The following is a 25,926-nucleotide window of genomic DNA, read 5'->3' on the forward strand; positions in this document are numbered from 1 at the left end:
GCGCTCGGCAACATGCCGCCGGCCGAGTTCGCAATGAAATCCACGCTGGAAAAACGGGCCGCCTAAGGCCAGAAACGAAACTCAGGACTCTCCCTCAGGCTGGAGGAGAAAAGGGTCTCAGGTCACCAGTTGCATCATATGTTTTGCATAACTTAGAACTCTTTGTGCGCTCCGACGAAGCAATGAAATCAGTGGTTTAGCCACTGCGAAAGTCCGGTGCGAAATCTCGTCCAATAGATGCTCTTGAGGATGCTGCGGTTCCCGGTGACGCGCATGCGCAAGCGTCCGCTTTTGGCATGGCGCTGAACGTCAGGAATAGAGGCGCGAAGCAGCCGTTGGTCGCTGGCGACGGAAATCTTCTTCGATCACCGCGCATTCGACTGGACTGCTGGCGCGAAGAGAGCGTGTGTGTCACCGGCGCTAAGGCGCGCGGGTCAGGCAGGACGACGATGGCAGCGAAGCGGAAGGATCGGAACGAGCGCGCGGATGCGGCGGGGTCGGCTGGCGTCGAGCCGAAGCTCGATCGTGTTACCAGGGCTTCCCAGCGCTCGCGCGGCGAACTGGTGCCAGCCTTGTCGGTGGCGATCCGCGTCGCGCGCGCCGAGATCGAGGAATGCGCGCTGATCCTCAAACACGCCAAGAGTTTCGCCGATGGCGGACGGTTGAAGGCTGCCAACGAGGGTGTGCTCGATGTCGAGCCGAAGCTCTACGAGGTGCAGCATCTCCTGAACGCCGGGACACTGCTGGACGGACGGATGAAGGAGCTGGCCGATCGCGACTAATCGATCGCTGCCGCAAACGAATGCCTGATTGAGATCGCCCCGCTGAGGCCTGTCGCCTCGCGGGGTCGTGGTGGTGCCGGCAAAGGGCTGGCGAACCAGCCTCAAGAGGGCCACCACCATGACCACGAACTCCACCTCCGCCATCAAGCTGACCGATGCCCAGCACGTCGCACTCTCGGCAGCGAGCCAGCGCGCAGATCGGTGCATCGTCCCGCCCGCGCATCTGAAGGGCGGCGCTGTCCCGAAGTTCACCGGCAGCCTGATCGCCAAAGGCGTTGCCGGGGAGATTGAAGCCGACGCTGGAATGCCGATCATTCGCCGCGATGTTGAGCGGGCCCGGGCGCTGGTGATTACCGCTGCCGGCTTCGCCGCGCTCGGCATTGAGGCGCCGGATGTTGCCGATGCGCTGACCGCTGAACCTGCCGAGCCGCGCGCCGCATCGCAGGACGATTGCGATAGGCCTTCTGCCAACGATGGTGCACGGGAAGGCGATAGCCTGGTCGCTGCCGATGCTGACAACGCACCGTCTGCCGGAACCTCATCCAGCACCGTGCGATCCGCGACGCCGCGGGAGGGCACCAAGCTCGCTCAGGTGATCGCGCTGCTCGAGCGAGCGGAAGGTGCTGCCATAAGCGAGCTGATGACCACGACCGGCTGGCTCGCTCATACGACGCGAGCGGCGCTGACTGGGCTGCGCAAGCGTGGCTTCATGGTTGAGCGGGAGAAGGGAGCGGACGGCAAGGAGAGCCGCTACCGGATCGCGGCCATCCGGATCGTTGCGAAGGCAGCGTGATTCCCATGGGTTCCGGCAAGCCCGATCGACGCAGCGTTGATCAGATCGCAGACGAGATCGCGCGCCTACGCGATCTCGATGCTTCAGCCCTTCGACTGCGCTGGCGGGAGGTGACCGGCAAGCCTGCCGCTCCCGGTCTCAGGGGCGAACTGCTCGTCCGGGCGCTCGCCTATTCCATCCAGGGGAAGGCTTTCGGTGGATTGTCGCTGACCGCGACGAAGCGCCTGCAGGCCATTGCGCGGGAAGGCAAGGCATCGAAGGCGGTTCCGGTGACCGAGAGCCGATCTTCCGCAGCGCCGCGGCGGCTGATGCCGGGCTCGCGGTTTATCCGGGAGTGGCGGGGCGTCATGCACGAGGTGATCGTGATCCCCGAGGGGTTCCTCTGGCATGGTGCGACCTACACGTCGCTCTCGACCGTCGCCAAGGCGATCACGGGCACGACGTGGAACGGCTGGGTGTTCTTCGGAGCAAAGCCCCCTCCGAAGAAGCCAAAGCCGCCGAGCACAGGACCGACGCCGTCCGCTGCTGTCGGTGCGACCGAACGCCAGTCTTCAGGGAGCGATGTCCATGCGTAGCGCTCGATCGACCGAACGATCAGGCGTTGGGAAGGCGCAGGGCGCGGGTGCAAAGCGCTGTGCCGTCTATACGCGCAAGTCCAGCGAGGAGGGCCTGGAACAGGACTTCAACTCGCTGCATGCCCAGCGTGAGGCCTGCGAGGCCTACATCGCTTCGCAGCGCCATGAGGGCTGGTCGCTCATTCCCGCCCATTACGACGATGGCGGCTACTCCGGCGGCTCGATGGAGCGGCCTGGCTTGGCGGCACTGATGGCTGATGTCGACGCCGGACGCATCGACATCGTCGTCGTCTACAAGGTCGATCGGCTGACCCGCTCGCTCGCCGACTTCGCCAAGATCGTCGAGCGCTTCGATGCCAGGGGCATCTCCTTCGTGTCGGTGACGCAGGCCTTCAACACGACCTCGTCGATGGGACGGCTCACCCTCAACGTCCTGCTATCCTTCGCGCAGTTCGAGCGCGAGGTCACCGCCGAACGGATCCGCGACAAGATCGCGGCATCCAAGCGCAAGGGCCTCTGGATGGGAGGTAACCTTCCGTTCGGCTACCGCGTCGAGAGCCGCAAACTGGTCATCGACGAAGCTGAAGCCGAACAGGTCAGGACGATCTTCAATCTGTACCTGAAGCTTGGATCAATCGGAGCGCTCAAGAAGGAACTCGACCATCTGGGAATGCGAACGCGCGTTCGTTCTCTCACCAGTGGCGTGGTGGTGGGCGGCATTCCGTTCGGCATCGGACCTCTCCAGGCGATCTTGCGGAACCGAGTCTATGTCGGTGACCTCGTCCATCGCGGCGTCCATCACGACGGTGAGCATTCGGCGATCCTCGACGGCCCGATCTTCGACGAGGTGCAGCGCCGATTGGATGCGCGGCGCGTGGCAAAGCACGAGCAAGCGACGAACGGCGGCTCTCTGCTGGGTGGCCTGTTGTTCGATTCCAAAGGCAACAGGATGTCGCCGAGCCACTCGCGCAAGGATGGCGTTCGCTACACCTACTACGTCTCCCGCGCCCTGCTCGACCATCGACCAAGCGAGGCCGGCTCTACTAGCCGTGTGTCGATGCCTGCGATCGACGAAGCGGTGATGGATGCCTGTGTGCCCCGGATATCCGCCAACCCAATAGACGTAAGCGAGCGACGCCTGTCCGTCAGGTCCGCCATCGAACGTGTTGAAGTGCACTCGGACCACTTGGTCCTGGCGCTCAAGACCGACCGCCTTCAGGAGCCGCACACCGCTTCGGGCAACATGCAGGTCGAGACGATCTCGGTTCCTTGGCGCCCGACATCCAGTCGACCTGCAAGGACGATCGTGGATGCTGCGACGCACGATCTCGGCGCATCTTCGTCGCGCCAGAAGGACCAACAACGGCTTCTCACAACGATCACTCGCTCGCGCAACTGGATGGACGAGTTGTTGAGTGGGCGGGTGGCAGACCTGGAAACCATCGCGCAGCGCGATGGCTTATCGGTTCGCGGCGTGCGGTTGATGCTGAACCTTGCCTTCCTCTCGCCCCGACTCATCGAGGCGGCGCTGCAGGATCGTTGGCCGGCTGGGATCACGGCTTCGGATCTCGCACGTGACCTGCCGATGAACTGGAGCGACCAGCACGGGCTGATCGGCCTGGCGGCTCCCTGATCCCTATTCAGCTACATCGGGATACGCGGCGCGGTCTAACGCCGGCGGCGTTTGACCGTCAGCACGGGTATGCGTCGAACCGGTCTGCAAGGCTGATCGAAACCGTCTCGTGCAACTGGCGCATTGCAATTTCGGAAACTGCCATTGGCGCGCGGAGAATGGTGCATACCGCAGGCCGGCGCCGCCCGCCGGAGAGCCTCTCCGCAGAGGCTCGACGTGCTGCATTTATGGCTAAGTCGCGGAGGTCTCGAGACAAAATAAAAGCCCGGTCAATGGACCGGGCTTGCGCAGTGCGGGCTGGTGGAGCTAGGGGGATTCGAACCCCCGACCTCTGCAGTGCGATTGCAGCGCTCTCCCATCTGAGCTACAGCCCCGCCCGCGAGCCGGCCTTGTAGGTTGCCGGGCTCTTGATTGTCAAGCACGGCGGCCATTCTCCGGGCCATCGGGAACAACCCTACCGAAGGGTCCCCGACGCCGCGCGCGCCTCAAAAAAAGCTTCCCATCGGCGCCCGCTGCTTGTTAACAATTTCTTGCGTGGAGCATGGCCCCCGAGTGCGATCCGCCGCGATGGTATCCCCATGGACGGGATCGGCCGTCGCGTCGTTCAACAGAGAGCACGCGAGGAGATTGGCGTGAAAATGGGCTCCCACCTCAAGCGATTGGCCTGCGTCGCGGTCGTGTCGGCATCGATGGTCGGCCTGCATGCCGGCCGTGCCGATGCGGCTGCGCCACCTGTTCCCGCTCCGGCCACTTCGGGTGTGCTTGTCGGAGCGGCGGCCGGCATCATCGGCGTCGCCGCATTCCTCGGCATCTATGATCTGGTGCGGCGCAGCGGGTGCACGGGCGACGTCCTCAAGCTGGGCGGGCCGGGCTTCGGCCAGCCGATCCGGCCGTCAGACAACGTGATGCCGCCGCAGAACTGTCGCCGCTAGATCGGCGTCAGCGTCTGCCGAAGGGCTTCCTGAGGAGGGGGACGAAAGCCAGGTCCTCCTCCTTCATATCGTCAAGCCCCATCCGGAAGTCATCGCCCTCGCGCGCCGCCCTTGCCCTGTAGGTGCCGAACAGGCGGTCCCATACGGACAGGATCTGCCCGAAGTTGGAGTTGCCCTCGGCCGGGTCCACCGAATGATGGATGCGGTGAATGTCCGGCGTGACGATCAGCATGCCGAGAATCCGACCAATCGCGCCCGGCAGCCGCACGTTGCTGTGGGCAAAGACCGAATGCAGCGCATTGACCGCCGCATAGATCATCAGCGCGCCGACCGGCACGCCGAAAAACACGGCTCCCGCCAGGATGAATCCATAGAGGAACAGGGACTCCAGCGGATGATGCAGGAGGCCAGTGGAGGCCGTGACGAAGGTCTCGGCATGATGAACCTGGTGCAGGCGCCACAGCAGCGGCACCTTATGGCTGAGGTAATGGCTGGCATAGGCCAACAGGTCGATCAGCACGACGCCCAGCGCGATGGTCCAGACCGCTGACAGCGGAAGGTCCGAAACGCTGACGATCTGGACCTGATAGGCGATCCTGGTGATCGGCTCGGAGATCGCGAAAGAGCCGAAGAGCAATGCGACCAGTGTCGTGATGCCGAACAGGATGTTCGGTGGGCGGGCGATGGCGGGCTTCTGCAAGCGGGGGAAGATCCCCTCCAGTCCTGACATTACGGCGACCATGACGAAGGCGCCGACCCACGACGCGTCGATCAGGAAGGCTGTCCAGCTATACATCCCTCACCCCCGTGGCGTCGCCCGGTGTCGCCAGCCTCGCATCGTGCTGACGCCGTCAGGGACGACCGGCCGCCGGGGGGACGACGGCTTGAGGCCTTGCGCCTACACATACTGCCCGTGGCAGTGCTTGAACTTCTTACCCGAGCCGCAGGGGCAGGGGTCGTTGCGGCCGACCTTGCCCCAGGTGGAGGGATCGTTCGGATTGCGCGCCGCCGTGGCGTCGCCCGCCGCCAGGGCCTGGAACGAACCGCCGGAGGCAGCGCCCATCTGGGCGAACTCGTCCATGCCCGTCGTCGGGTCGATGTGGTGGGCGGTCATCGGCGGCAGGTCCGGCATGGGCGGCGGCTCCTGCAGCTCGACGAGGGCGAGTTGCTGCGTCGTCATCTCGCGGAGTTTCGCCATCAGCCCCTCGAAGAGCTGGAAGGCCTCCGACTTGAACTCGTTGAGCGGGTCGCGCTGGGCATAGCCGCGCAGGCCGACGACCTGACGCAGGTGGTCGAGCTGCACGATGTGCTCGCGCCACAGGTGGTCGAGCACCTGCATGACCACCGCCTTCTCGATCTGGCGCATGATGTCCGGGCCGAAGCGGGCGGCCTTTGACGCCATCATCTCGTCCGCCGCCCGGGTGATGCGCTCGATCACCTCCTCGTCGGCGATGCCCTCTTCCTTGGCCCAGTCCGGGATCGGCAGGTCGAGGTTGAGGACGCGGTAGATCTCGTCCTTGAGCGTGGCGGTGTTCCACTGCTCGGCATAGGCGTCCGGCGGGATGTAGGTCTGGACCAGGGCCTCGATCACGCCATGGCGCATGTCCTGCGTCATGTCGGAGAGATCCTCCTGGCTCATCAGTTCGATGCGCTGCTCGAAGATGACCTTGCGCTGGTCGTTGGCGACGTCGTCATACTTGAGGACGTTCTTGCGCAGATCGAAGTTGCGCGCCTCCACCTTCTGCTGGGCCTTCTCCAGCGCCCGGTTGATCCAGGGATGGACGATGGCCTCGCCCTCCTTCAGCCCGAGCTTGGTGAGCATGCCCTCCATGCGGTCCGACCCGAAGATGCGCATCAGGTCGTCCTGCAGCGACAGGTAGAACTTGGAGCGGCCGGGGTCGCCCTGGCGACCGGCGCGACCGCGCAGCTGGTTGTCGATGCGTCGGCTCTCGTGGCGCTCGGTGCCCATGATGTAGAGGCCGCCGGCGTTGAGCGCGCGCTGCTTGAGTTCGGCCACCTGCACGCGGATGGCCTCGGCCTTCGCCTGCTTCTCCGGCCCGTCCTCCATGCTCGCAAGCTCGGCCGAGATGCGCATGTCGGCATTGCCGCCGAGCTGGATGTCGGTGCCGCGGCCGGCCATGTTGGTGGCGATGGTGATGGCGGCGGGAACGCCGGCCTGGGAGACGATGAAGGCCTCCTGCTCGTGATAGCGGGCGTTCAGCACGGCGAAGACCTTCTCCGCCGCGGTGCCCTGGTCGCCGTCGTAGAGTGGCGCGAAGGCCTGCGGGTCCTCGAGGTCGACCTGCTTGAAGCCGTGGCTCTTCAGCATCTCGGCGAGGGTCTCGGACTTCTCGATCGAGGTGGTGCCGACGAGCACCGGCTGCCCCTTGGCGCGGGCCGCCTCCACCTCGGTGATGATCGCCTGGTATTTGTCCTGGACGGTCTTGTAGACCTCGTCGTCCTCGTCGATGCGGGCGATGCCGCGGTTGGTGGGGATCTCCACCACCTGCAGCTTGTAGATGTCCATGAACTCGTCGGCCTCGGTCAGCGCCGTGCCGGTCATGCCCGCGAGTTTCTTGTACATGCGGAAATAGTTCTGGAAGGTGATCGAGGCGAGCGTCTGGTTCTCCGGCTGGACCTGGACGCGCTCCTTGGCCTCCAGAGCCTGGTGAAGGCCTTCCGAATAGCGCCGTCCCGGCATCATGCGGCCGGTGAACTCGTCGATGATCACGACCTCGCCGTTGCGGACGATATAGTCCTTGTCGCGCTGGAAGAGCTTGTGCGCCTTGAGCGCCTGATTGACGTGGTGGACGGTGGAGACGTTCTCGACGTCGTAGAGGTCGCCCTTGACGTAGCCGGCCTCGACGAGCGCCTGCTCCATCTTCTCGTTGCCGCTCTCGGTCAGCGACGCGGTGCGCTGCTTCTCGTCGACCTCGTAGTCCTCCTTGGCGAGAACCGGGATGAAGCGGTCGATGGTGGCGTAGAAGTCGGAGCGGTCGTCGAGCGGGCCGGAAATGATCAGCGGCGTGCGCGCCTCGTCGATCAGGATGGAGTCGACCTCGTCGACGATGGCGTAGAAGTGGCCGCGCTGGACCATCTCCTCCACCGTGTACTTCATGTTGTCGCGCAGGTAGTCGAAGCCGTACTCGTTGTTGGTGCCGTAGGTGATGTCGCAGGCGTAGGCGTCGTGGCGCTGCTGGTCGTCCATGCCGTGGACGATCGTGCCGGTGGTCATGCCGAGGAAGCCGTAGACGCGGCCCATCCACTCGGCGTCGCGCTTGGCGAGGTAGTCGTTGACGGTGACGACGTGCACGCCCTTGCCGGCGAGCGCGTTGAGATAGACGGCGAGAGTCGCCACGAGGGTCTTGCCCTCGCCGGTCTTCATCTCGGCGATGGCGCCCTCGTGCAGCACGATGCCGCCGATGAGCTGGACGTCGTAGTGACGCTGGCCGAGGACGCGCTTGGCCGCCTCGCGCACGGTTGCGAAGGCGGGAATGAGCAGGTCGTCGAGGCTCTTGCCGGCGGCGTACTGGGCCCTGAACTCATCGGTGCGGGCGCGCAGCGCCTCGTCGGAGAGCTTCTCCAGTTCCGGCTCCAGGGCGTTGATCGCCTCGACGCGGGGGCGGTAGCCCTTGATGCGACGGTCGTTGCCGTTGCCGAAAAACCTGCGGGCGAGCGCGCCGAACATGTGCGTTCCTTCACTTGGGGCGAGACGTCGGGGAGGACATCAGAACGGTTGGTCGCGCCGTCCGTTCCAATGGTTCACGCCGGAGACCCGCCCCACTGGGCGGGGGGTGAGGCGCCCCGTGCGCCCCATCCTCGATTCCCGGTGGGATGATCGCCGGACCGCCACAAATCCGCGTGTGGCCGGCAACCCGCGACAGATATGGACGGTACCGAGGGTTGTCAATTCGACGCGAAACGGGCATTCCTGCGGCCATCGGCGGAACCTGTCAGGCGTGCGGCGCGTACTCGCCGGCGGGTGGCTTCCCGCCGCCGACCTTCAAAGCGCCATACGTGCCCGTCAAGCACGCCTTCCCGTGACAAAAGGCTCGACCCCGCCATGACCGTCCGCCTGCTCCTTCCCCTGGCCGCCCTGACTGCGGCTCTGGCCGGGCCGCTCGCCGCCCAGACGCCGCCCGCGACACCCGCACCGGCGCCGCAGGCGACCCCGCAGGCGCTGCCGACCCCCGCCGACGGCATCCTGGCCCGGGTGCAGGGCGTCGAGATCCGCCAGGCCGACCTCGATGCCGCCGAAGAGGATATCGGCGGCCAGGCGACGGCCCAGATGTCCCCCGAGCAGAAGCGGGAATATCTCCTCAGCTTCGTCATCGACCTGACGCTGGCCGCCAAGGCGGCCGAACAGCGCAACGTCCAGAGCGGTCCGGATTTCGCCCGCAAGCTGACCTACTACCGCAACAAGTTGCTGGTCGAGACGCTGCTCAACGCCGAGACACGCGCCCGCGTCACCGAAGAGGAGATGCGCAAGATCTACGACGAGCAGCGCGCCCGCATCACGCCCGAGGAAGAAGTGCGCGCCCGCCACATCCTGGTGGAGACCGAGGACGAGGCCAAGGCGCTGATCGCCCAGATCCGCGGCGGCAGCGATTTCGAGGCGCTCGCCAAGGAGAAATCGAAGGATCCGGGCGGCGCCCGCAACGGCGGCGACCTCGGCTTCTTCACAAAGGGCCAGATGGTGCCGGAATTCGCCGAGGCGGCCTTCGCCATGCAGGCGGGGCAGTTGTCCGAGGCGCCGGTCAAGTCGCAGTTCGGCTGGCACATCATCAAGGTCGAGGAGCGCCGCCAGCGCCAGATCCCGAGTTTCGAGCAGGTCCGCGGCCAGATCGAGGACTTCCTCACCCGTCGCGTGCAGGCCGATCTCGTCCAGCGCCTGCGTTCGGAGGCGCAGGTGCAGCGCTTCGTCGAGCCGCCGGCCCGGCCGCAGATTCCCGGCATGCCCGGCGCACCCGCCCCGGCGACGCCGCGCCCCTGATCGGGCTCTCCCGAACATCCTCGACAGGCCGGCCGCGATCACGGCCGGCCTTTTGATTTCTCCAGACTGTTTCTGGTTATTTCTCGGGATCGAACCGTTTCTTAAGTGCCGCGACCGTATGCGTTGTCCATCAACGGCCGGATGTTCGGGCCGATGCGTCACGAGGGACGTGTCTCTTGTCGGTGATGGGTTCGGAGGAAGCGCAGATGGGGCGCGGCGCGAAAACGCTGCTGTCCCCCGCGGGGATTCTTGCGCGCCTGCGCGCTTTTCGCTCCGACGGTTCCGATCAGTCCGTCGCCCAGCGCATGGCCGGGGCCGCCTTCCTCATCCGCGTCTTCAGCGCCGGCATCGCCTATGTCAGCCAGGTGCTCATGGCGCGCTGGATGGGCGGTTCGGAGTTCGGCACATATGTGTCCGTCTGGGTCTGGGTGCTGCTGATCGGCCATTTCGCCAATGCCGGCCTCGCCTCCGCCGCGCAACGTTTCGTTCCCAACTATGCCGAGCGGCGGGACCATGACGGCCTCAGGGGCTTCATCGCGGGAGCGCGCCGCCTCGGCGTCGTCATCGCCACCGGCGTTGCGGCCCTCGGGCTCCTCGCCCTCTGGGTCTTCGGCGCCCATCTGAGCGGCCCGATGGTGATGCCGCTGGCGTTGGCGGCCCTGTGTCTGCCGATGTTCGTGCTGACCGACATCCAGGACGGGATCGCCCGCTCCTACAACTGGACCGACCTCGCGCTCGGCCCCCCCTATCTGATCCGCCCGCTGATCCTGCTGGCCTGCATGGGCGGGGGGCACCTTCTCGGCTTCGCCAGCAACGCCGTGACGGCCATGACCTGCGCGGTGGTCGCCACCTGGTTCGCCGCGGTCATCCAGTTCTGGTTGCTGAACCGGCGCCTCGCTGCCGAGGTGCCGGCAGGTCCCCGGCGGTCGGAGCCGTTGACCTGGCTCAGGACCAGCCTGCCGATCTTTCTCGTCGAGACCTTCTACCTCGCCCTGACCTATGCGGACGTCATTCTGCTCAAATATCTGCGCGGGCCGGAGGAGGTCGCGGTGTACTGGGCGGCTGTGAAGACGCTGGCGCTGGTCGCCTTCATCTATTTCGCGGTCGCCGCCGCTGCCGCGCACCGGTTCAGCGAGTACCATGCCGCCGGCGACCGGCAGAAGCTGGCGGATTTCCTGCGCGCTTCCATCCGCTGGACCTTCTTCCCCTCGCTTGCGGCGACCATCGTCATCCTGGCCCTGGGCAAGCCGTTCCTGATGATGTTCGGCCCGGACTTCGTCGCCGGCTATCCCGCCATGTTCGTGGTGTCGGTCGGGCTTCTCGCCCGCGCGGCGGTCGGGCCTGTCGAGCGGCTCCTGACGATGTCGGGCCACCAGGTGGCCTGCGCGCTCATCTACGGCATCGCCTTCGCCGTCGCAGTCGGTCTCTGCCTGCTCCTGATCCCGCGCTACGGCATGATGGGTGCCGCGATCGCCACGGCGGTGGCGCTGACCCTCGAATCGGCTCTGCTTCTGTGGATCACCACGGCGAGGCTCGGTCTCTCCATGGCCTTCTGGGGCCGGACGGTGGCGGCATGACCATGGGGACGCTGGCAAAGGACCGCGCCGGGAGCGGGGGACTGGTGGCCTCGCCGCCGATCCAGCCGTCGATCGCGCCGTCCGGGCTCGGCGCCGTCGAGGTCCGCTGGGTGCCCGCCGGCGACTGGCCCGAACTCGAAGCGCACTGGTCGCGCTTCTCCCAGATGTCCTCGCCCAACGCCTTCCTGTCGTCGGCTTTTGCGCTTGCCGCCCGGGCCGTGGACGCGAAAGCCGGTCTCGGCGCCCTCGTCATCACCCGTGATGGCGATTGGATCGGCTTTGTCGCGGGCCGGATGGCGATGGGCGGAGCGGTCTTCTCCGTCTGGACCCATGCCTATGCGCCCTATGGCGCGCCTCTCGTCCGCCCCGGCGAGGACGCGGCCGTCGTCGCGGCGCTGTTCGGCTTCCTGGAAGGGCAGGGTGTGGCCGCCCTCGACTGGCCCATGCTGGACACGGGCGAGCTTGCCGCCGCACTCGTCACCGCCACCGCTCGCCGCCGGGTCGACGTCCTCGATGCGCATGGCCGCGCCGTGCTGACGGAGGCGCCGCCCGCCCTGTCGAAGGAACACCGCCGTCTGTCCCGCCGCCTCGGCGAGCAGGGCGAGGTCCGCCTCGTCTCGACGGCGGAAGGCCATGATCCCGACGCCGCCGTCGCCGCCTTCCTCGCCCTCGAGGCCGAGGGCTGGAAGGGCCGCAGGGGCACGGCGCTGTCCGCCCGGCCGCAGACGCGACGGCTCGTCGAAGAGGGGATCGGCTCTCTCCTGCGCAGCGGTCAGGCGCGGATCGACAGCCTCCTGCTCGATGGTCGTCCGATCGCTGCCGGTGTGGTCCTGATGTCCAAATCGCGCGCCTGGTACTGGAAGACGGCCTATGACGAGGCCCTGTCGCGCTTTTCTCCCGGCGTCCTGCTGTCGCACGCGATCGGGGCGGAGGCGATCGCCGTTCCGGGCGTGACACTTGTCGATTCCTGCGCCATCGCCGGCCATCCGATGATCGACCGCATCTGGCCGGAGCGGATGACCGTGACGAGCCGGTTCATCGCCGTCGCGGAGGGAGCACCGGGCTGGCGCTACCGGGCGGCGCTGGCCGTCCAGAGCGGTCTCGCCGAAGGCAAGGCCCTCGCCAAGCGCCTCCTGAAACGCTGAGGCGTCAGGGCCTGTCGCGCAGCAGTCGGCGGATGATCTTGCCCGTCGTCGTCATCGGCAGTTCGTCGATGAACTCCACCTCGCGCGGGTAGGAATGCGCTGACATGCGCGTCTTCACGAAGTCGCGGATGTGGTCCGCCAGGTCCGTGGACGGTTCCACGCCGGTCTTCAGCACGACGAAGGCCTTGACGATTTCGGTGCGCAGCGGGTCGGGCTTGCCGACGGCGGCGGCCAGCGACACGGCCGGGTGCTTGATCAGCGTGTCCTCGATCTCGCCGGGACCGATGCGGTAGCCGGCCGAGGTGATGACGTCATCGTCGCGGCCGAAGAAGTGGATGTAGCCGTCCTCGTCGCGGATGCCCTGGTCGCCGGTGGTCATCCAGTCGCCGATGAACTTGTCGCGCGTCGCCTCCGGCCGCCCCCAGTATGCGAGGAACATGACGGGGTCCGGGCGCTTCACGGCGATCTGGCCCTGTTCGCCGGGGTCGCAGAGCGAGCCGTCGGCGCGAATGATGCCGACGGTGTGGCCCGGCACCGGTTTGCCGATGGCGCCGGCCCGCGACACCCCGATGGCGGCGCAGGAGCCGATGACGAGGTTGCATTCGGTCTGGCCATAGGCCTCGTTGATCGTCAGGCCGAGCACATCGTGGCCCCAGGCGAAGGTCTCGGCGCCGAGCGTTTCGCCGGCCGAGGCGAGGGTGCGGAGCTTCAGGTCGTAGCGGGAACGGGGATCATCGACGGCGCGCAGCATGCGCAGGGCGGTGGGCGGCACGAAGGCGTTCCGGATCTCCAGGGTCGCCATCAGCGCATAGGCCTCGTCGGGATCGAACTTCTCGAACTTCCGCGCCACCACCGGCACGCCATAGCGCAGGGCAGGCAGCAGGGCGTTGAGAAGGCCGCCGGCCCAGGCCCAGTCGGCCGGGGTCCACATGCGGTCGCCAGCTTGAGGCAAGAACTCATGCGGCATCCGGATGCCCGGCAGATGGCCGAGCAGCACGCGGTGGCCGTGCAGCGCGCCCTTCGGCGGACCGGTGGTCCCCGAGGTGTAGATCATCATCGCGGGGTCGTCGGGCGAGGTGTCCGCGGCCGCGAAGCGGGGGGAGGCCTGGGCCATCGCCTCCTGCAGGCTGTCGACCCCGTCGGCGCGTCCGTCGATGGACAGGACGACGGCGAGTTCGCCGAGGCCGTCGCGGATCTGCCCGAGCTTGGCGACGCCCTCCGCGTGGGTGAGGAGTGCCCGCGCCCCGGAATTGGCGAGGCGGAAGGCGAGGGCGTCGGGCCCGAAGAGCGCCGCCAGAGGCACGGCGACAGCGCCCATCTTGTAGATGGCGATGTGGGCGATCGCCGCCGCCGGACCTTGCGCGAGGATGATGGCGACCCGGTCGCCGCGGCGGACACCTCGGGCCGTCAGGACATTGGCGAGTCGGTTCGAGTCCGCCTCCAACTGGCCGAAGGTGACGGGCTCGACCTGCCCGTCCGGCCGCTGCCAGATGATGGCGACGCGGTCCGGATCGGCCTCGGCCCAGCGTGTGCAGACATCGACGCCGATGTTGTAGCGGGCAGGGATCCGCCAGCGGAAATCGCGAACGAGGGCGGCATAGTCGCGGGTATCAGGCAGCATGCACGGGCTTCGGGTCTCGGGCGGGGGCTTGGCGGGGAGGGCGGACCCTCGCACAGATGGCGCGGCGCGTCATCCGGGCGCCGCGTTACAGGGGGTCACGCGCCTCACGCCGCCCGTTTCGCGCCCGCCCCGACGATGCGCACGATGTCGGCCATGATGGCGTTGAGCTGGAAGTCCTTCGGCGTATAGACCGCCGCGACGCCCGCCTGCCGCAGCACGGCCTCGTCCTCGGGGGGGATGATGCCGCCGACGATGACCGGCACGTCGTCGAGACCCTCGGCCCTCATGCGCTCCATCACCTCGGTGACCAGCGGGATGTGGCTGCCCGAGAGGATCGACAGGCCGACGACGTGGACGCCCTCCTCGAGCGCTGCGTTGACGATCTCGGCCGGGGTGAGGCGGATGCCCTCATAGACCACCTCCATGCCGCAGTCGCGTGCCCGCACGGCGATCTGCTCGGCGCCGTTGGAGTGGCCGTCGAGGCCCGGCTTGCCGACGAGGAACTTGATGCGGCGGCCGAGCGCCCGCGAGACCTTCTCCACCTCGTCGCGGATGGGGGCGAGATCGCCGGCCTCGGCGCGTGCGGCGCGGCCGACGCCGGTCGGTGCCCGGTATTCGCCGAAGACCTCGCGCAGGACCTGACCCCATTCGCCGGTGGTGACGCCGGCCTTGGCGGCGGCGATGGACGGCTCCATGACGTTGCGGCCTTCCTGGGCGGCGGCGCGCAGATCGGCGAGTGCCTTCGCCACGGCCTTGGCGTCGCGGGCCTCGCGCCAGGCGCGGAGATTGGCGACCTGGTCGGCCTCGACGGCGGGATCGACCACCATGATCGAGCCTTCGCCGGTGGTGAGGGGGGAGGGTTCGGTTTCGGTGAAGCGGTTGACGCCGACCACCGTCATGTCGCCGCTCTCGATCGCCTCGAGGCGCCTGGAATTGCTCTCGACGAGCTTGGATTTCATGTAGGGCACGGCGGCGATGGCCCCGCCCATCTCCTCGATGAGCTTCATCTCGGCCGTTGCCTCGGCTTTCAGCGCCTCAACCTTGGCCGCCACCACGGGATTGCCGTCGAAGAGGTCGCCGAACTCAAGGAGATCGGTCTCGTAGGCAAGAATCTGCTGCAGGCGCAGCGACCATTGCTGGTCCCAGGCGCGTGGCAGGCCAAGCGCCTCGTTCCAGGCGGGAAGCTGGAGCGCACGGCAGCGCGCCTTCTTCGAGATCGTCACCGCCAGGGCCTCGATGAGGATGCGGTAGACGTTGTTCTCGGGCTGCTGCTCGGTGAGGCCGAGCGAGTTCACCTGCACGCCATAGCGGAACAGCTTGTGCTTGGGGTCGGTGACCCCGTAGCGGGTCTCGACTATCTCCTCCCAGAGATCGACGAAGGCGCGCATCTTGCACATCTCGGTGACGAACCGCATGCCGGCGTTCACAAAGAAGGAGATGTGGCCGACCACCTCGCCGAAGCCGCCTTCCGGCACCTCGCCGGAGGCCTTCACCGTGTCGAGGATGGCGATGGCATTAGCGAGCGCGAAGGCGAGTTCCTGTACCGGCGTCGCGCCGGCTTCCTGCAGGTGGTAGGAGCAGACGTTCATCGGGTTCCACTTCGGCATCTCGGCCGTCGTGAACAGGATCGTATCCTTCGTCAGGCGCAGGGACGGTTCCGGCGGGAACACGTAGGTGCCGCGGGAGAGATACTCCTTCAGGATGTCGTTCTGCGTGGTGCCGGAGAGCGTCGTCCGGGGCGCGCCGGTCTCGTCGGCCACCGCGACATAGAGCGCCAGCAGCCAGGCGGCGCATGCGTTGATCGTCATCGACGTGTTCATCTCCGCGAGCGGGATGCCGTCGAAGAGGGTGCGCATGTCGCCGAGATGGGCGACGGGTACGCCGACCTTGCCGACCTCGCCGCGGGCAAGGACATGGTCCGCATCATAGCCGGTCTGGGTGGGCAGGTCGAAGGCGACGGAGAGGCCGGTCTGGCCCTTGGCGAGGTTGGCGCGATAGAGGGCGTTCGATTTCGCGGCGGTCGAATGGCCCGCATAGGTGCGGATCAACCAGGGTTTGTCGCGCGTGTCTTTGGTGCGCAAGGTCGCCTCCCGAGCGGGTTATTGCCCGACATTCTGTGCCGGGAGGCGATTTATTGCAATGCAGCGAAAGCCGTAGCGGCCCGGCCATCCGGCGGATGACCGGGATTTCGCTGTCTCAGGCCCTTCGGACCACCCCGACGATCACGAGCAGGATGACCGCACCGATCGTGGCGCTGACGATGGAGGCTGCCAGACCGCTGCCAATCGAAACCCCGAGGCGCGGGAACAGCCAGGTGGCGATCAGCGCGCCGAGAATGCCGACGACGATATTGCCGACCAGCCCGAAGCCGAAGCCCTTGACGATGATCCCGGCGAGCCAGCCGGCGATGGCGCCGACAAGGATGAGTATGAGCAGACTTTCGATAGCCATGATGTAGTCCTCTTCGGGTGCGGACGGGCAGGGACCTGCCGCGTGGCACAACGCATCGTCCGGGCAGCCCGCAAGGCCTGACCAATGATCTCTAACGCACGCCGCGCGACTTGGTTCCAAACCGGCGCCAATATTTCCCGCAGCGACAGCCGTGACGATAGCCACACCAGATGCCGGGCGATAGGGGCGAGATCGTCCGAAAGTCGGGGCGTGGTGAGGCGGCGAGGGGCCGAATTCACGCTTGCGCAACCATGTTGCACTGCACATACTCCCCTGCCCACGCGCCCGGCCAAGAAGGCGCTCACGACCCCGAGGTGACACCATGGCAGCCGCTGCTCCCGCCCCCCAGTCCCGCCCCCTCAAGGATCTCTACGAGTTCGGCGAGGTGCCCCCGCTCGGCCACGTGCCGGCCAACATGTATGCCTGGGCCATCCGCAAGGATCGCCATGGCCCGCCGGAGCAGTCGTTCAAGGTCGAGGTCGTGCCCACCTGGACGCTCGGCGAGGACGAGGTCCTGATCTACGTGATGGCCGGCGGCGTGAACTACAACGGCATCTGGGCCGGCCTCGGTCAGCCGATCTCGCCGCTCGACGGCCACAAGCATCCCTTCCACATCGCAGGGTCCGATGCCTCGGGCATCGTCTGGGCGGTCGGCGCCAAGGTGAAGCGCTGGAAGGTCGGCGACGAGGTGATCGTCCACTGCAACCAGGACGATGGCGACGACGAGGAGTGCAACGGCGGCGACCCGATGTTCTCGCCCTCGCAGCGCATCTGGGGCTACGAGACGCCGGACGGCGCCTTCGCCCAGTTCTGCCGGGTGCAGTCGCGCCAGCTCATGGAGAAGCCCAAGCACCTGCCGTGGGAGGAGGCCGCCTGCTACACGCTGACGCTGGCCACCGCCTATCGGATGCTGTTCGGCCATCCGCCGCACACGCTGAAGCCTGGTGACAACGTGCTGGTCTGGGGCGCCTCCGGTGGCCTCGGCGTCTTTGCCGTGCAGCTCGTCGCGGCGGCCGGCGCCAATGCCATCGGCGTCATCTCCGACGAGACCAAGCGCGACTACGTCATGCAGCTCGGTGCCAAGGGCGTCATCAACCGCAAGGATTTCAACTGCTGGGGCCAGATGCCCACGGTGAACTCGGACGAGTACAACGCCTGGACCAAGGAAGCCCGCAAGTTCGGCAAGGCGATCTGGGACATCACCGGCAAGAAGGACGTCGACATCGTCTTCGAGCATCCCGGCGAGGCGACGTTCCCGGTCTCCTGCCTCGTCGCCAAGCGCGGCGGCATGATCGTCTTCTGCGCCGGCACCTCGGGCTTCAACATCACCTTCGATGCGCGCTACGTCTGGATGCGCCAGAAGCGCGTGCAGGGCTCGCACTTCGCCCACCTGAAGCAGGCCGCCGCCGCCAACCAGTTCGTGCTCGACCGGCGGGTCGATCCCTGCATGAGCGAGCTTTTCCCCTGGGACAAGATCCCGGCCGCCCACGCGCTGATGCATGCCAACAAGCACGCGCCGGGCAACATGGCGGTGCTGGTCAACGCGCCGCGACCGGGCCTGAGGACGCTCGACGACGTCATCGAGGCGACGGGCGGCTGAGGCCGCCCGGCACCTCCGGCTCAACCCGGCTGCGGGCCGTCATAGCCCTCGATGACGATGGCATCCATCTCGGCGCCGCCCTTCTGCTCGGCCTTGGCTGCCTGATACTCGGGCGAATGCCAGCAGGCGACGGCCTGCTCGTAGCTCGGAAACTCGATGACGACGTTGCGGGCGCGGCTCGAGCCGACCAGCGTCTCGAACTTGCCGCCGCGCACGACGAAGCGTCCGCCGAACTTGGCGAAGGCGATGCCGTTCTTGGCGACATAGTTCTTGTAGGCCTCGGTGTCGTTCACATCGACGCGGGCGATCCAGTAACCCTTGGGCATGCGCGTTCCTCCTTCGTTGAGGCGCGCATCTTCCGTGGCCGGCGGCCCCGCCGCAAGCCGGCGCGGCGCAGGGACGGACTTGCACAGGCCGCGGCGCGTCTCGGTCGCGGGCAAGACCGATGCAGACCTGCATCGCGCCGCTGACCTTGCAGATCGGCAGTCACAGGTCGATATTGAGGACGTTCCCCATTCCGGCGCGTTTCCGCGCCCGTTCCAACTGGCCTCGGGGGAGGCTTCCTTGCCGGCTCACGTCCTGTTCCTCGCCCGTCACGCGCTCATCGGATTCGCGCTCGCCGCCTGTTTCGTCGGGGCGATGGCGTGGTTCGACATTGCCGGGCTGCGCACGCTTGCGGCGAAGAGCGAGTCCACGCTGGTCGCCTTCCCGGTGCTGACCTTCTTCCTCGGGCTGACCTTCGCCAGCGTCCAGATGGGCGCCGCCATCATGCTGCTGCCCCACGACGAGAAGAGCGGCGGAGGAGGCGGCGGCTCGTCCCGCGTCGGCGCCTGGCTCATCCGCTTCGTCGCTCCGCCGCCGGCCCTGGCGCCGGTGAGGGCCGGCGCTCGTCGCTGAGCCTCACACCGGCCCCTTGCCGGGCACGCTCTTCTCCTGTATAGGCCCGGCTCTTCGGATCGACCGGCTGATCAGGGCTGCCGTGGCGATCCCGAAAGCTCAATCGCGAGCCTTCAGAGGAACTCCGCTTCTCCACAAGAGAGGCAGCGGGCGCCTCGCAACGAATGAAGAGAGCCAAATGCCCAAGATGAAGACGAAGTCGGGCGCCAAAAAGCGCTTCAAGATCACGGCAACCGGCAAGGTGATGTACGCCCAGTCCGGCAAGCGCCACGGCATGATCAAGCGGTCCAACAAGCAGATCCGCGAGCATCGCGGCACCACTGCGATGTTTGAGACCGATGCCTACAACGTCAAGCGGTACTTCCTCCCGAACGGCTGATCGGCCCGGTTCGAGAAGCACCCTCAGCGAAATTGTAAGAGAGATCAGCCATGGCCCGCGTCAAAAGGGGCGTTACGTCCCACGCCAAGCACAAGAAAGTCCTCAAGGCCGCCTCCGGCTTCCGGGGCCGCCGCAAGAACACCATCCGCGCCGCGAAGGCTGCCGTCGACAAGTCGATGCAGTACGCGACGCGTGACCGTCGCAACAAGAAGCGCAACTTCCGCGCCCTGTGGATCCAGCGCATCAACGCCGCGGTCCGCGAGCACGGCCTGACCTATTCGCGCTTCATCGCCGGCCTCATCGGCGCCGGCATTGCCGTCGACCGCAAGGTCCTCTCCGACCTCGCCATCACGGCGCCGGAGGGTTTTGCGGCCCTGGTCGAAAAGGCCAAGGGATCGCTGCCGGCGAACGCCTGACTTCTCACCTCTGAAGTCTGACAATTCGGCCCGCGCGACCCTCCCCGAGGGTGGCGCGGGCTTTTTTGTTCGCCGCTTGACCCGCCCGACGCCAGCCGCCACACGAACCCAGCCCTCAGCCCGCGTGATCCCGACATGACCGATCTTGCAACGCTCGAATCCGATCTGACGGCGCAGATCGCCGCCGCCGCCGACGAGGCGGCGCTGGAGGCCGTGCGCGTCGCCGCCCTGGGCAAGAAGGGCTCGCTCTCGGCCCTGCTCGCCACCCTCGGCCAGATGGCTCCCGAGGAGCGCAAGACGGCCGGCGCCGCCATCAATCAGGTGAAGGACCGCGTCAGCGAGGCGCTCGCCTCCCGGCGCGACGTGCTGAAGGCCGCAGCTCTCGATGCCCGCCTTGCGGCCGAGACCGTCGACGTCACGCTGCCCGTCCGGGAGAGCCCGACCGAAACCGGCCGCATCCATCCGATCAGCCAGGTGATGGATGAGCTCACCGCCATCTTCGCCGACATGGGCTTTGCCATCGCCGAAGGTCCGGACATCGAGACCGACGACTACAACTTCACCAGGCTGAACTTCCCCGAGGGCCATCCGGCCCGCGAGATGCACGACACCTTCTTCTTCAATCCGAAGGCGGACGGCGAACGCCTGCTGCTGCGCACCCACACCTCGCCGGTGCAGGTGCGCACCATGCTGTCGAAGAAGCCGCCGATCCGCGTCATCTGCCCGGGCCGCACCTACCGCTGCGACAGCGACCAGACGCACACGCCGATGTTCCATCAGGTCGAGGGCCTCGTCATCGACAAGGGCAGCCATATCGGCCACCTCAAATGGATCCTCGAGGAGTTCTGCAAGGCCTTCTTCGAAGTGGACAGCGTCAAGATGCGCTTCCGCCCGTCGTTCTTCCCCTTCACCGAGCCCTCGATGGAGGTCGACATCCAGTGCAACCGCCAAGGCGGCGAGGTCCGCTTCGGCGAGGGCGAGGACTGGCTGGAGATCCTCGGCTGCGGCATGGTCCACCCGAACGTCATCCGCAATTGCGGCCTCGATCCGGACATCTATCAGGGCTTCGCCTGGGGCATGGGAATCGACCGCATCGCCATGCTGAAATACGGCATCAACGACCTCAGGCAGTTCTTCGAGGCGGACGTGCGCTGGCTGTCGCACTACGGCTTCCGCCCGCTCGACCTTCCGACGCTGGCCGGCGGCCTGTCGAGCTGAGGAGAGACATCCGATGAAATTCACCCTCTCCTGGCTCAAGGACCATCTCGAGACCGAGGCTTCCCTCGCCGAGATCACCGAAACGCTCACCCGCATCGGCCTCGAGGTCGAGGGTATGGACGATCCCGGCGCGAAGCTGAAGGATTTCACCATCGCCTATGTCATCTCGGCGGAGCAGCACCCGAATGCCGACCGGCTCAGGGTGTGCATGGTCGATACAGGCGCGGGCGATCCCGTGCAGGTCGTCTGCGGCGCGCCGAACGCCCGCACCGGCATGAAGTCGGTGTTCTCGCCGCCCGGCACCTTCATTCCCGGGAAGGGCATCACGCTCGGGGTCGGCACCATCCGCGGCGTCGAGAGCCGCGGCATGCTGTGCTCGGCGGCGGAACTCGAGATCTCCGAGGACCATGACGGCATCATCGATCTGCCCGAAGATGCGCCGCTGGGCGCGCGCTATGTCGACTGGGCGCAGCTCTCCGATCCTGTCATCGAGATCAACCTGACGCCAAACCGGCCGGACTGCACGTCGATCCACGGCATCGCCCGCGATCTCGCCGCGGCAGGACTCGGCAGGCTGAGGTCCGACGTCGTCCAGCAGGTGAAGGGCACCTTTCCCAACCCGCAGAAGGTGGACCTCGCCTTCGCCAAGGGCGAGGAGAAGTTCTGCCCGGCCTTCGCGCTCCGCCTCGTGCGCGGCGTGAAGAACGGCCCTTCGCCGGAGTGGATGCAGCGGCGGCTGAAGGCCATCGGCCTCAGGCCCATCAATGCGCTGGTCGACGTCACCAATTACGTCACCTTCGATCGTGGCCGTCCGCTGCACGTCTTCGACGCGAAAAAGGTCGCCGGCACGCTGGTCGTGCGCCGGTCGAAGGCGGGCGAAACCGTCCTCGGCCTCGACGGCCGCGTCTATGGCTTCACCGGCAACGAGACGGTCATCGCCGACGAAAACGGCGTGGAATCCATCGCCGGCGTGATGGGCGGCGAGCATTCGGGTTGCGACGAGACGACCACCGACGTGCTGATCGAATCGGCCCTGTGGGACCCGATGGACATCGCCCGCACGGGCCGCAACCTCGGCATCGTCACCGATGCGCGCTACCGCTTCGAGCGCGGCGTCGACCCGAACTTCACGCTCTCCGGCGTTGAGCTGGCGACGAAGCTGGTCATGGACATGTGCGGCGGCAAGCCCTCCGAGGTGACGTTGGCCGGCGCGATCCCGGAAACCGGCGCGGTCATCAACTTCCCGCTGTCCGAGACCAAGCGGCTGACTGGCCTTGAGGTTTCGGACCGCGAGCAGAAGCGCATCCTCGAGGCCCTCGGCTTCGACATTTCCGGCAACGGGCCGATGGTGAAGGTGTCGCCGCCGTCCTGGCGGCCGGATGTTCACGGAAAGGCCGATCTCACCGAAGAGGTCATGCGCATCGCCGGCGTCGATCGCGTGCCCTCGACCCCGCTCGACCGCGGCGGCACGGTGCCGAAGCCGGTGCTCACCCTGATCCAGAAGCGCACCCGCATGGCCAAGCGCACGCTGGCCGGCCGCGGCATGGTCGAGGCGGTGACCTGGAGCTTCATCTCCAGGGCGCAGGCCGAGCTTTTCGGCGGCGGCCAGCCGGCGCTGGCGCTGGCAAACCCCATCGCCTCCGACCTCTCCGACATGCGGCCCACCCTCCTCGTCGGGCTCGCCTCCGCGGCCCAGCGCAATGCCGACCGTGGCTATGGCGACGTGGCGTTGTTCGAGGTCGGCCAGGTGTTCAGGGGCGACCGGCCCGAGGACCAGTTCATGGCCGCTTCCGGCATCCGCCGCGGACTGGCGAAGCCGGCCGGCGCCGGCCGGCACTGGCAGGGATCGGCGGTCGCAGACGTGTATGACATCAAGGCCGACGCCATGGCGGTGCTGGCTGCGGTGGGCGCGCCGATGGCGGGCATCCAGGTGGTGCAGGGCGGACCCGCCTGGTTCCATCCCGGCCGCTCCGGCACCTTCCAGATGGGGCCGCAGACGGTCTTCGGCTCCTTCGGCGAGTTGCACCCGCGCGTGCTGGAGGCGCTCGACGTGAAGGGGCCGGTGCTGGCCTTCGAGGTCCTGCTCGACAAGCTGCCGCCGCCCAAGGTCCGTCCGACGCGCACCAAGCCGCCGCTCGTCCTCTCGTCCTTCCAGCCGGTGGAACGCGACTTCGCTTTCCTCGTGGACCGGGCGGTGAAGGCGGGCGACCTCGCCAAGGCGGCGCAGGGCGTCGACAGGCAGTTGATCAGCGGCGTTCAGGTCTTCGACGTCTATGAGGGCAAGGGCATCGACGAGGCGAAGAAGTCGGTCGCCATCGCCGTGACGCTGCAGCCGAAGGACAAGACGCTCACCGACGCCGAGATCGAAGCGGTGGCGGCGAAGATCGTCGCCGAGGTGACGAAGAAGACCGGCGGCACGCTGAGGGCGTGAGTTGACGGCTCAGGCGGCACATGCCCCGTCGGCGGCCGGCGGGGCGCTATGCCGGGCAGTCCCGAAATGCCTTGCATGACCGGAGTGCGTCCTTCGAGGCTCCCGCGCTGCGCGCGCTCGCACCTCAGGATGAGGTGGGTTGAGGGTTGCACGACGGGCGACCGAGCGGCCGCCTCCCGGCTGAGCGTCGATCCACCGCGATGCAGATATCCAACCTCCTCATCCTGAGGTGCGAGCCCCGGCGATGCGACAGCATCGTCCGGAGGCGCGCCTCGAAGGACGCACGGCGTCAGTGCAGAGCGGGAGAGCGCCGCTTTAAACGATCTCGCTCGCCCTGAACACGCCCGCGAACCGGTCGGCCAGCGCCGCAAGCTCCGCCTCGTGCAGGCTTGCCGCACTGATCACGCCGCCGGCCGGCGTCGGCAGGTCGCGGGTGGCGCAGGCATCGGCCGCGATAGCCGTCTGGTAACCGAGGTCGAGCGCGGCGCGGGCGGTGGACGAGACGCACATGTGGGTCATGAAGCCGATCATGATCAGCGGTGCGCCGGGAGTTCCCACCACCTCGGCGAGATTGGTGCCCGAGAAGGAATTCGGCCGCGGCTTCTCGATCACCGCCTCGCCGGCGACGGGAGCGACCGCGTCGACGATGGCGCCGCGATGCGCCTCGCGATCGAAGAGCGAGCCCTTACCGCCCTTGTGGGCGACGTGGATCACCTTCGCCCCGGCCTTGCGGGCGCGCGCCAGCAGGTCGGCTGCCTGGTCCACCGCTGCCTTGGCGCCGGGCAGGGCGATGGGGCCGTCGAGATACTCGTTCTGGATGTCGATGAGGATGAGGATGCTCTCGGCGAGCGGCGGCGGCGCCGGCTTGCGGCCGGCCAGTTCAAGCAGAGTCTTCGGAGTGCTCATGGCGTGTCCTCATCGGCATTCAGCGCGGGCGCGCATATGAAAGCAGGATGCGCCGGACGTAAACCATGACGCGCGCGCCCCCTCCATGCACGGCAAGCGCGGGGTGACAGAGCCGGTGTGCAGGCTCTAGCCTGACATTCCATCCCCCGCCGTCGAAAGCCGCCCATGCATTCCCTGTTGAGACCTGCCGGCACGACCGGAGCCATTCCGATCACCTTCGTCACGGCGAAGACCTACGGCCCGGCGAAGATGAAGCTGAAGCCGCCGCAGCAGGCCTATCTGGACGCGATGGGCTACGAGCCCAAGGCGGGCCGCGCCGTCGTGGTTCCGGACGCCAAGGGCGCCATCGCCGCCGTGCTGTTCGGAATCGAGGCGGAGGATGCCGCCCACCGCGATCCGCTGCTCGCCGGCAAGCTGCCGGGGCAGGTGCCGCCGGGTCTCTACCGCTTCGCCAATGATCCGGGTGATGCGACACGGGCGGCGCTGGCCTGGATCACCGGGCAATACCGCTTCGCCCGCTACAAGGCGTCCTCCATCAAGCCGGCGCTGTTGGTCGTGCCGGAAGGCGTCGATGGCGAGGCCGTGAGCCAAGCAGCCGATGCGACCGAACTCGCCCGCGACCTGATCAACACGCCGGCAAACGATCTCGGTCCGGCAGAACTGGAAGCCGCCATCCGCGACATGGGCAAGCGTCATCGCGCCAAGGTGACGTCCATCGTCGGCATCGACCTGCTCAAACAGAACTTCCCGATGATCCATGCGGTCGGCGCGGCCTCTCCGCGCGAGCCCCGGCTGATCGATCTCGTCTGGGGCAACGAGAAGCACCCGAAGGTGACGCTTGTCGGCAAGGGGGTCTGCTTCGACACAGGGGGCCTCGACCTCAAACCCTCCTCCGCCATGCTGCTGATGAAGAAGGACATGGGCGGGGCTGCGGCGGCCATCGGCCTTGCCCACATGATCATGGCGGCGAAATTACCGGTGCGTTTGCGCCTGCTCGTGCCGGCGGTGGAGAACGCCGTCTCGGGCGCCGCCTTCCGGCCCGGCGACGTCTTTCCCACGCGCAAGGGCCTCACCGTCGAGATCGGCAATACCGATGCCGAAGGGCGACTCGTCCTCTGCGACGCACTCACCCTGGCCGACGAGGAGGCGCCCGCTCTCATCGCCGACTTCGCCACGATGACCGGCGCGGCGCGGGTGGCGCTCGGGCCCGACCTGCCGCCGGTCTATACCCATGACGATGCGCTGGCGGCAGAGCTGATGGCTGCCGGCCTTGCGGTGGGTGATCCCGTCTGGCGGCTGCCGTTGTGGAAGCCCTATGCCAGCGGCCTCGACAGCAAGATCGCCGATCTCAACAACGTCACCACCGGCGGCTTCGCCGGGTCGATCACGGCAGCGCTCTATCTCGACCGCTTCGTCGAGAAGGCGGCGATCTGGCTGCATGCCGACGTCTATGGCTGGGTGCCGTCCGAGAAGCCCGGCCGGCCCGTGGGCGGTGAGATGCAGGCGTCGCGCGCGCTCTTCGAGGTGCTGAAGGCGCGGTTTGGGTGAGCGAAATGGCGGCCTCGTCGATCCCTTGG

22 protein-coding genes and 1 tRNA gene are annotated in these 25,926 nt (G+C 67.1%); 15 read left to right on the forward strand and 8 right to left on the reverse strand.

The window, feature by feature from the left end; translation table 11 throughout:
• The first annotated feature begins 449 nt into the window (after positions 1–449).
• From ACJ4V0_RS20235 to ACJ4V0_RS20250, 4 genes are all read left to right on the forward strand, one after another.
• Positions 450–782: a hypothetical protein gene (locus tag ACJ4V0_RS20235; protein ID WP_448301419.1), complete on the forward strand. Its 333-nt coding sequence runs from the start codon at positions 450–452 to the stop codon at positions 780–782.
• A gap of 118 nt (positions 783–900) precedes the next feature.
• Positions 901–1,575, forward strand: a complete 675-nt coding sequence (locus ACJ4V0_RS20240) for a DUF3489 domain-containing protein (protein ID WP_448301420.1) — start codon at positions 901–903, stop codon at positions 1,573–1,575.
• Positions 1,576–1,580: 5 nt separating this feature from the next.
• On the forward strand, positions 1,581–2,150 hold the full coding sequence (locus ACJ4V0_RS20245; RefSeq protein WP_448301421.1) for a DUF2924 domain-containing protein: 570 nt from the start codon (positions 1,581–1,583) through the stop codon (positions 2,148–2,150).
• Positions 2,143–3,783 (forward strand): recombinase family protein, encoded by a 1,641-nt coding sequence (locus ACJ4V0_RS20250; RefSeq protein WP_448301422.1) that lies wholly within the window; start codon positions 2,143–2,145, stop codon positions 3,781–3,783. The genes ACJ4V0_RS20245 and ACJ4V0_RS20250 overlap by 8 nt, the downstream gene beginning before the upstream one ends.
• Before the next feature lie 298 nt (positions 3,784–4,081).
• On the opposite strand, the gene ACJ4V0_RS20255 is transcribed toward ACJ4V0_RS20250, so the two are convergent.
• A tRNA-Ala gene (locus ACJ4V0_RS20255) sits at positions 4,082–4,157 on the reverse strand.
• 204 nt (positions 4,158–4,361) lie between these two features.
• Between ACJ4V0_RS20255 and ACJ4V0_RS20260 the strand changes: the two genes are divergently transcribed.
• Positions 4,362–4,715: a hypothetical protein gene (locus tag ACJ4V0_RS20260; RefSeq protein WP_448301423.1), complete on the forward strand. Its 354-nt coding sequence runs from the start codon at positions 4,362–4,364 to the stop codon at positions 4,713–4,715.
• Positions 4,716–4,722: 7 nt separating this feature from the next.
• On the opposite strand, the gene ACJ4V0_RS20265 is transcribed toward ACJ4V0_RS20260, so the two are convergent.
• Together ACJ4V0_RS20265 and secA are read right to left on the reverse strand one after the other, a co-directional pair.
• Positions 4,723–5,511: a sterol desaturase family protein gene (locus ACJ4V0_RS20265; protein WP_448301424.1), complete on the reverse strand. Its 789-nt coding sequence runs from the start codon at positions 5,509–5,511 to the stop codon at positions 4,723–4,725.
• A 102-nt stretch (positions 5,512–5,613) separates the two neighbouring features.
• A complete protein-coding gene (gene secA / locus ACJ4V0_RS20270) occupies positions 5,614–8,403 on the reverse strand; it encodes a preprotein translocase subunit SecA (RefSeq protein WP_448301425.1) in 2,790 nt (929 codons plus the stop codon).
• A 375-nt stretch (positions 8,404–8,778) separates the two neighbouring features.
• Here secA and ACJ4V0_RS20275 point away from each other — a divergent pair, with 375 nt between their 5' ends.
• From ACJ4V0_RS20275 to ACJ4V0_RS20285, 3 genes are all read left to right on the forward strand, one after another.
• Entirely contained in the window at positions 8,779–9,708 is a 930-nt protein-coding gene (locus ACJ4V0_RS20275; RefSeq protein WP_448301426.1) for a peptidylprolyl isomerase, read from the forward strand.
• A gap of 185 nt (positions 9,709–9,893) precedes the next feature.
• The gene (locus ACJ4V0_RS20280; RefSeq protein WP_448301465.1) at positions 9,894–11,285 is read left to right on the forward strand and encodes a lipopolysaccharide biosynthesis protein; all 1,392 of its coding nucleotides are present in this window, start codon (positions 9,894–9,896) and stop codon (positions 11,283–11,285) included.
• Positions 11,282–12,430, forward strand: a complete 1,149-nt coding sequence (locus ACJ4V0_RS20285) for a GNAT family N-acetyltransferase (RefSeq protein ID WP_448301427.1) — start codon at positions 11,282–11,284, stop codon at positions 12,428–12,430. The genes ACJ4V0_RS20280 and ACJ4V0_RS20285 overlap by 4 nt, the downstream gene beginning before the upstream one ends.
• A 4-nt stretch (positions 12,431–12,434) precedes the next feature.
• On the opposite strand, the gene ACJ4V0_RS20290 is transcribed toward ACJ4V0_RS20285, so the two are convergent.
• From ACJ4V0_RS20290 to ACJ4V0_RS20300, 3 genes are all read right to left on the reverse strand, one after another.
• Positions 12,435–14,051 (reverse strand): AMP-binding protein, encoded by a 1,617-nt coding sequence (locus tag ACJ4V0_RS20290; protein WP_448301428.1) that lies wholly within the window; start codon positions 14,049–14,051, stop codon positions 12,435–12,437.
• Positions 14,052–14,155: 104 nt separating this feature from the next.
• On the reverse strand, positions 14,156–16,132 hold the full coding sequence (locus tag ACJ4V0_RS20295) for a methylmalonyl-CoA mutase family protein (protein ID WP_448301429.1): 1,977 nt from the start codon (positions 16,130–16,132) through the stop codon (positions 14,156–14,158).
• Positions 16,133–16,247: 115 nt separating this feature from the next.
• A complete protein-coding gene (locus ACJ4V0_RS20300) occupies positions 16,248–16,502 on the reverse strand; it encodes a GlsB/YeaQ/YmgE family stress response membrane protein (protein WP_448301430.1) in 255 nt (84 codons plus the stop codon).
• Between the two features lie 322 nt (positions 16,503–16,824).
• On the opposite strand from ACJ4V0_RS20300, the gene ccrA reads away from it, so the two are divergent.
• A complete protein-coding gene (gene ccrA, locus ACJ4V0_RS20305) occupies positions 16,825–18,102 on the forward strand; it encodes a crotonyl-CoA carboxylase/reductase (protein ID WP_448301431.1) in 1,278 nt (425 codons plus the stop codon).
• Positions 18,103–18,122: 20 nt separating this feature from the next.
• Here ccrA and ACJ4V0_RS20310 read toward each other — a convergent pair whose 3' ends face one another.
• Positions 18,123–18,428 (reverse strand): DUF1330 domain-containing protein, encoded by a 306-nt coding sequence (locus ACJ4V0_RS20310; protein ID WP_448301432.1) that lies wholly within the window; start codon positions 18,426–18,428, stop codon positions 18,123–18,125.
• Positions 18,429–18,666: 238 nt separating this feature from the next.
• On the opposite strand from ACJ4V0_RS20310, the gene ACJ4V0_RS20315 reads away from it, so the two are divergent.
• From ACJ4V0_RS20315 to pheT, 5 genes are all read left to right on the forward strand, one after another.
• Complete coding sequence (locus ACJ4V0_RS20315; protein WP_448301433.1) at positions 18,667–18,999, forward strand: hypothetical protein; 333 nt, start codon at positions 18,667–18,669, stop codon at positions 18,997–18,999.
• 178 nt (positions 19,000–19,177) lie between these two features.
• A complete protein-coding gene (rpmI, locus tag ACJ4V0_RS20320; RefSeq protein ID WP_444749551.1) occupies positions 19,178–19,378 on the forward strand; it encodes a 50S ribosomal protein L35 in 201 nt (66 codons plus the stop codon).
• A gap of 50 nt (positions 19,379–19,428) precedes the next feature.
• Positions 19,429–19,794 carry a 50S ribosomal protein L20 gene (gene rplT / locus ACJ4V0_RS20325; protein WP_448301434.1) on the forward strand — a complete coding sequence of 122 codons (366 nt, stop codon included), beginning with the start codon at positions 19,429–19,431 and terminating at the stop codon, positions 19,792–19,794.
• A gap of 135 nt (positions 19,795–19,929) precedes the next feature.
• Positions 19,930–21,012, forward strand: a complete 1,083-nt coding sequence (pheS, locus tag ACJ4V0_RS20330) for a phenylalanine--tRNA ligase subunit alpha (RefSeq protein ID WP_448301435.1) — start codon at positions 19,930–19,932, stop codon at positions 21,010–21,012.
• A 13-nt stretch (positions 21,013–21,025) separates the two neighbouring features.
• Positions 21,026–23,443, forward strand: a complete 2,418-nt coding sequence (pheT, locus tag ACJ4V0_RS20335; protein ID WP_448301436.1) for a phenylalanine--tRNA ligase subunit beta — start codon at positions 21,026–21,028, stop codon at positions 23,441–23,443.
• 315 nt (positions 23,444–23,758) lie between these two features.
• On the opposite strand, the gene ACJ4V0_RS20340 is transcribed toward pheT, so the two are convergent.
• Positions 23,759–24,349: a cysteine hydrolase family protein gene (locus ACJ4V0_RS20340; RefSeq protein WP_448301437.1), complete on the reverse strand. Its 591-nt coding sequence runs from the start codon at positions 24,347–24,349 to the stop codon at positions 23,759–23,761.
• Between the two features lie 165 nt (positions 24,350–24,514).
• Between ACJ4V0_RS20340 and ACJ4V0_RS20345 the strand changes: the two genes are divergently transcribed.
• Positions 24,515–25,897 (forward strand): leucyl aminopeptidase family protein, encoded by a 1,383-nt coding sequence (locus ACJ4V0_RS20345; RefSeq protein WP_448301438.1) that lies wholly within the window; start codon positions 24,515–24,517, stop codon positions 25,895–25,897.
• Positions 25,898–25,926: the final 29 nt, after the last annotated feature.

This window comes from Phreatobacter aquiterrae (assembly GCF_053471285.1).

Coding starts and splice junctions, on each gene's coding strand:
- ACJ4V0_RS20265 (WP_448301424.1), bottom strand. CDS start 5,511: ATGTATAGCTGGACAGCCTTCCTGATCGACGCGTCGTGGGTCGGCGCC.
- ACJ4V0_RS20300 (WP_448301430.1), bottom strand. CDS start 16,502: ATGGCTATCGAAAGTCTGCTCATACTCATCCTTGTCGGCGCCATCGCC.
- ccrA (WP_448301431.1), top strand. CDS start 16,825: ATGGCAGCCGCTGCTCCCGCCCCCCAGTCCCGCCCCCTCAAGGATCTC.
- ACJ4V0_RS20285 (WP_448301427.1), top strand. CDS start 11,282: ATGACCATGGGGACGCTGGCAAAGGACCGCGCCGGGAGCGGGGGACTG.
- ACJ4V0_RS20310 (WP_448301432.1), bottom strand. CDS start 18,428: ATGCCCAAGGGTTACTGGATCGCCCGCGTCGATGTGAACGACACCGAG.
- ACJ4V0_RS20280 (WP_448301465.1), top strand. CDS start 9,894: ATGGGTTCGGAGGAAGCGCAGATGGGGCGCGGCGCGAAAACGCTGCTG.
- rpmI (WP_444749551.1), top strand. CDS start 19,178: ATGCCCAAGATGAAGACGAAGTCGGGCGCCAAAAAGCGCTTCAAGATC.
- secA (WP_448301425.1), bottom strand. CDS start 8,403: ATGTTCGGCGCGCTCGCCCGCAGGTTTTTCGGCAACGGCAACGACCGT.
- ACJ4V0_RS20340 (WP_448301437.1), bottom strand. CDS start 24,349: ATGAGCACTCCGAAGACTCTGCTTGAACTGGCCGGCCGCAAGCCGGCG.
- ACJ4V0_RS20240 (WP_448301420.1), top strand. CDS start 901: ATGACCACGAACTCCACCTCCGCCATCAAGCTGACCGATGCCCAGCAC.
- ACJ4V0_RS20290 (WP_448301428.1), bottom strand. CDS start 14,051: ATGCTGCCTGATACCCGCGACTATGCCGCCCTCGTTCGCGATTTCCGC.
- ACJ4V0_RS20250 (WP_448301422.1), top strand. CDS start 2,143: ATGCGTAGCGCTCGATCGACCGAACGATCAGGCGTTGGGAAGGCGCAG.
- ACJ4V0_RS20275 (WP_448301426.1), top strand. CDS start 8,779: ATGACCGTCCGCCTGCTCCTTCCCCTGGCCGCCCTGACTGCGGCTCTG.
- rplT (WP_448301434.1), top strand. CDS start 19,429: ATGGCCCGCGTCAAAAGGGGCGTTACGTCCCACGCCAAGCACAAGAAA.
- ACJ4V0_RS20345 (WP_448301438.1), top strand. CDS start 24,515: ATGCATTCCCTGTTGAGACCTGCCGGCACGACCGGAGCCATTCCGATC.
- pheT (WP_448301436.1), top strand. CDS start 21,026: ATGAAATTCACCCTCTCCTGGCTCAAGGACCATCTCGAGACCGAGGCT.
- ACJ4V0_RS20235 (WP_448301419.1), top strand. CDS start 450: ATGGCAGCGAAGCGGAAGGATCGGAACGAGCGCGCGGATGCGGCGGGG.
- ACJ4V0_RS20245 (WP_448301421.1), top strand. CDS start 1,581: ATGGGTTCCGGCAAGCCCGATCGACGCAGCGTTGATCAGATCGCAGAC.
- pheS (WP_448301435.1), top strand. CDS start 19,930: ATGACCGATCTTGCAACGCTCGAATCCGATCTGACGGCGCAGATCGCC.
- ACJ4V0_RS20260 (WP_448301423.1), top strand. CDS start 4,362: ATGGACGGGATCGGCCGTCGCGTCGTTCAACAGAGAGCACGCGAGGAG.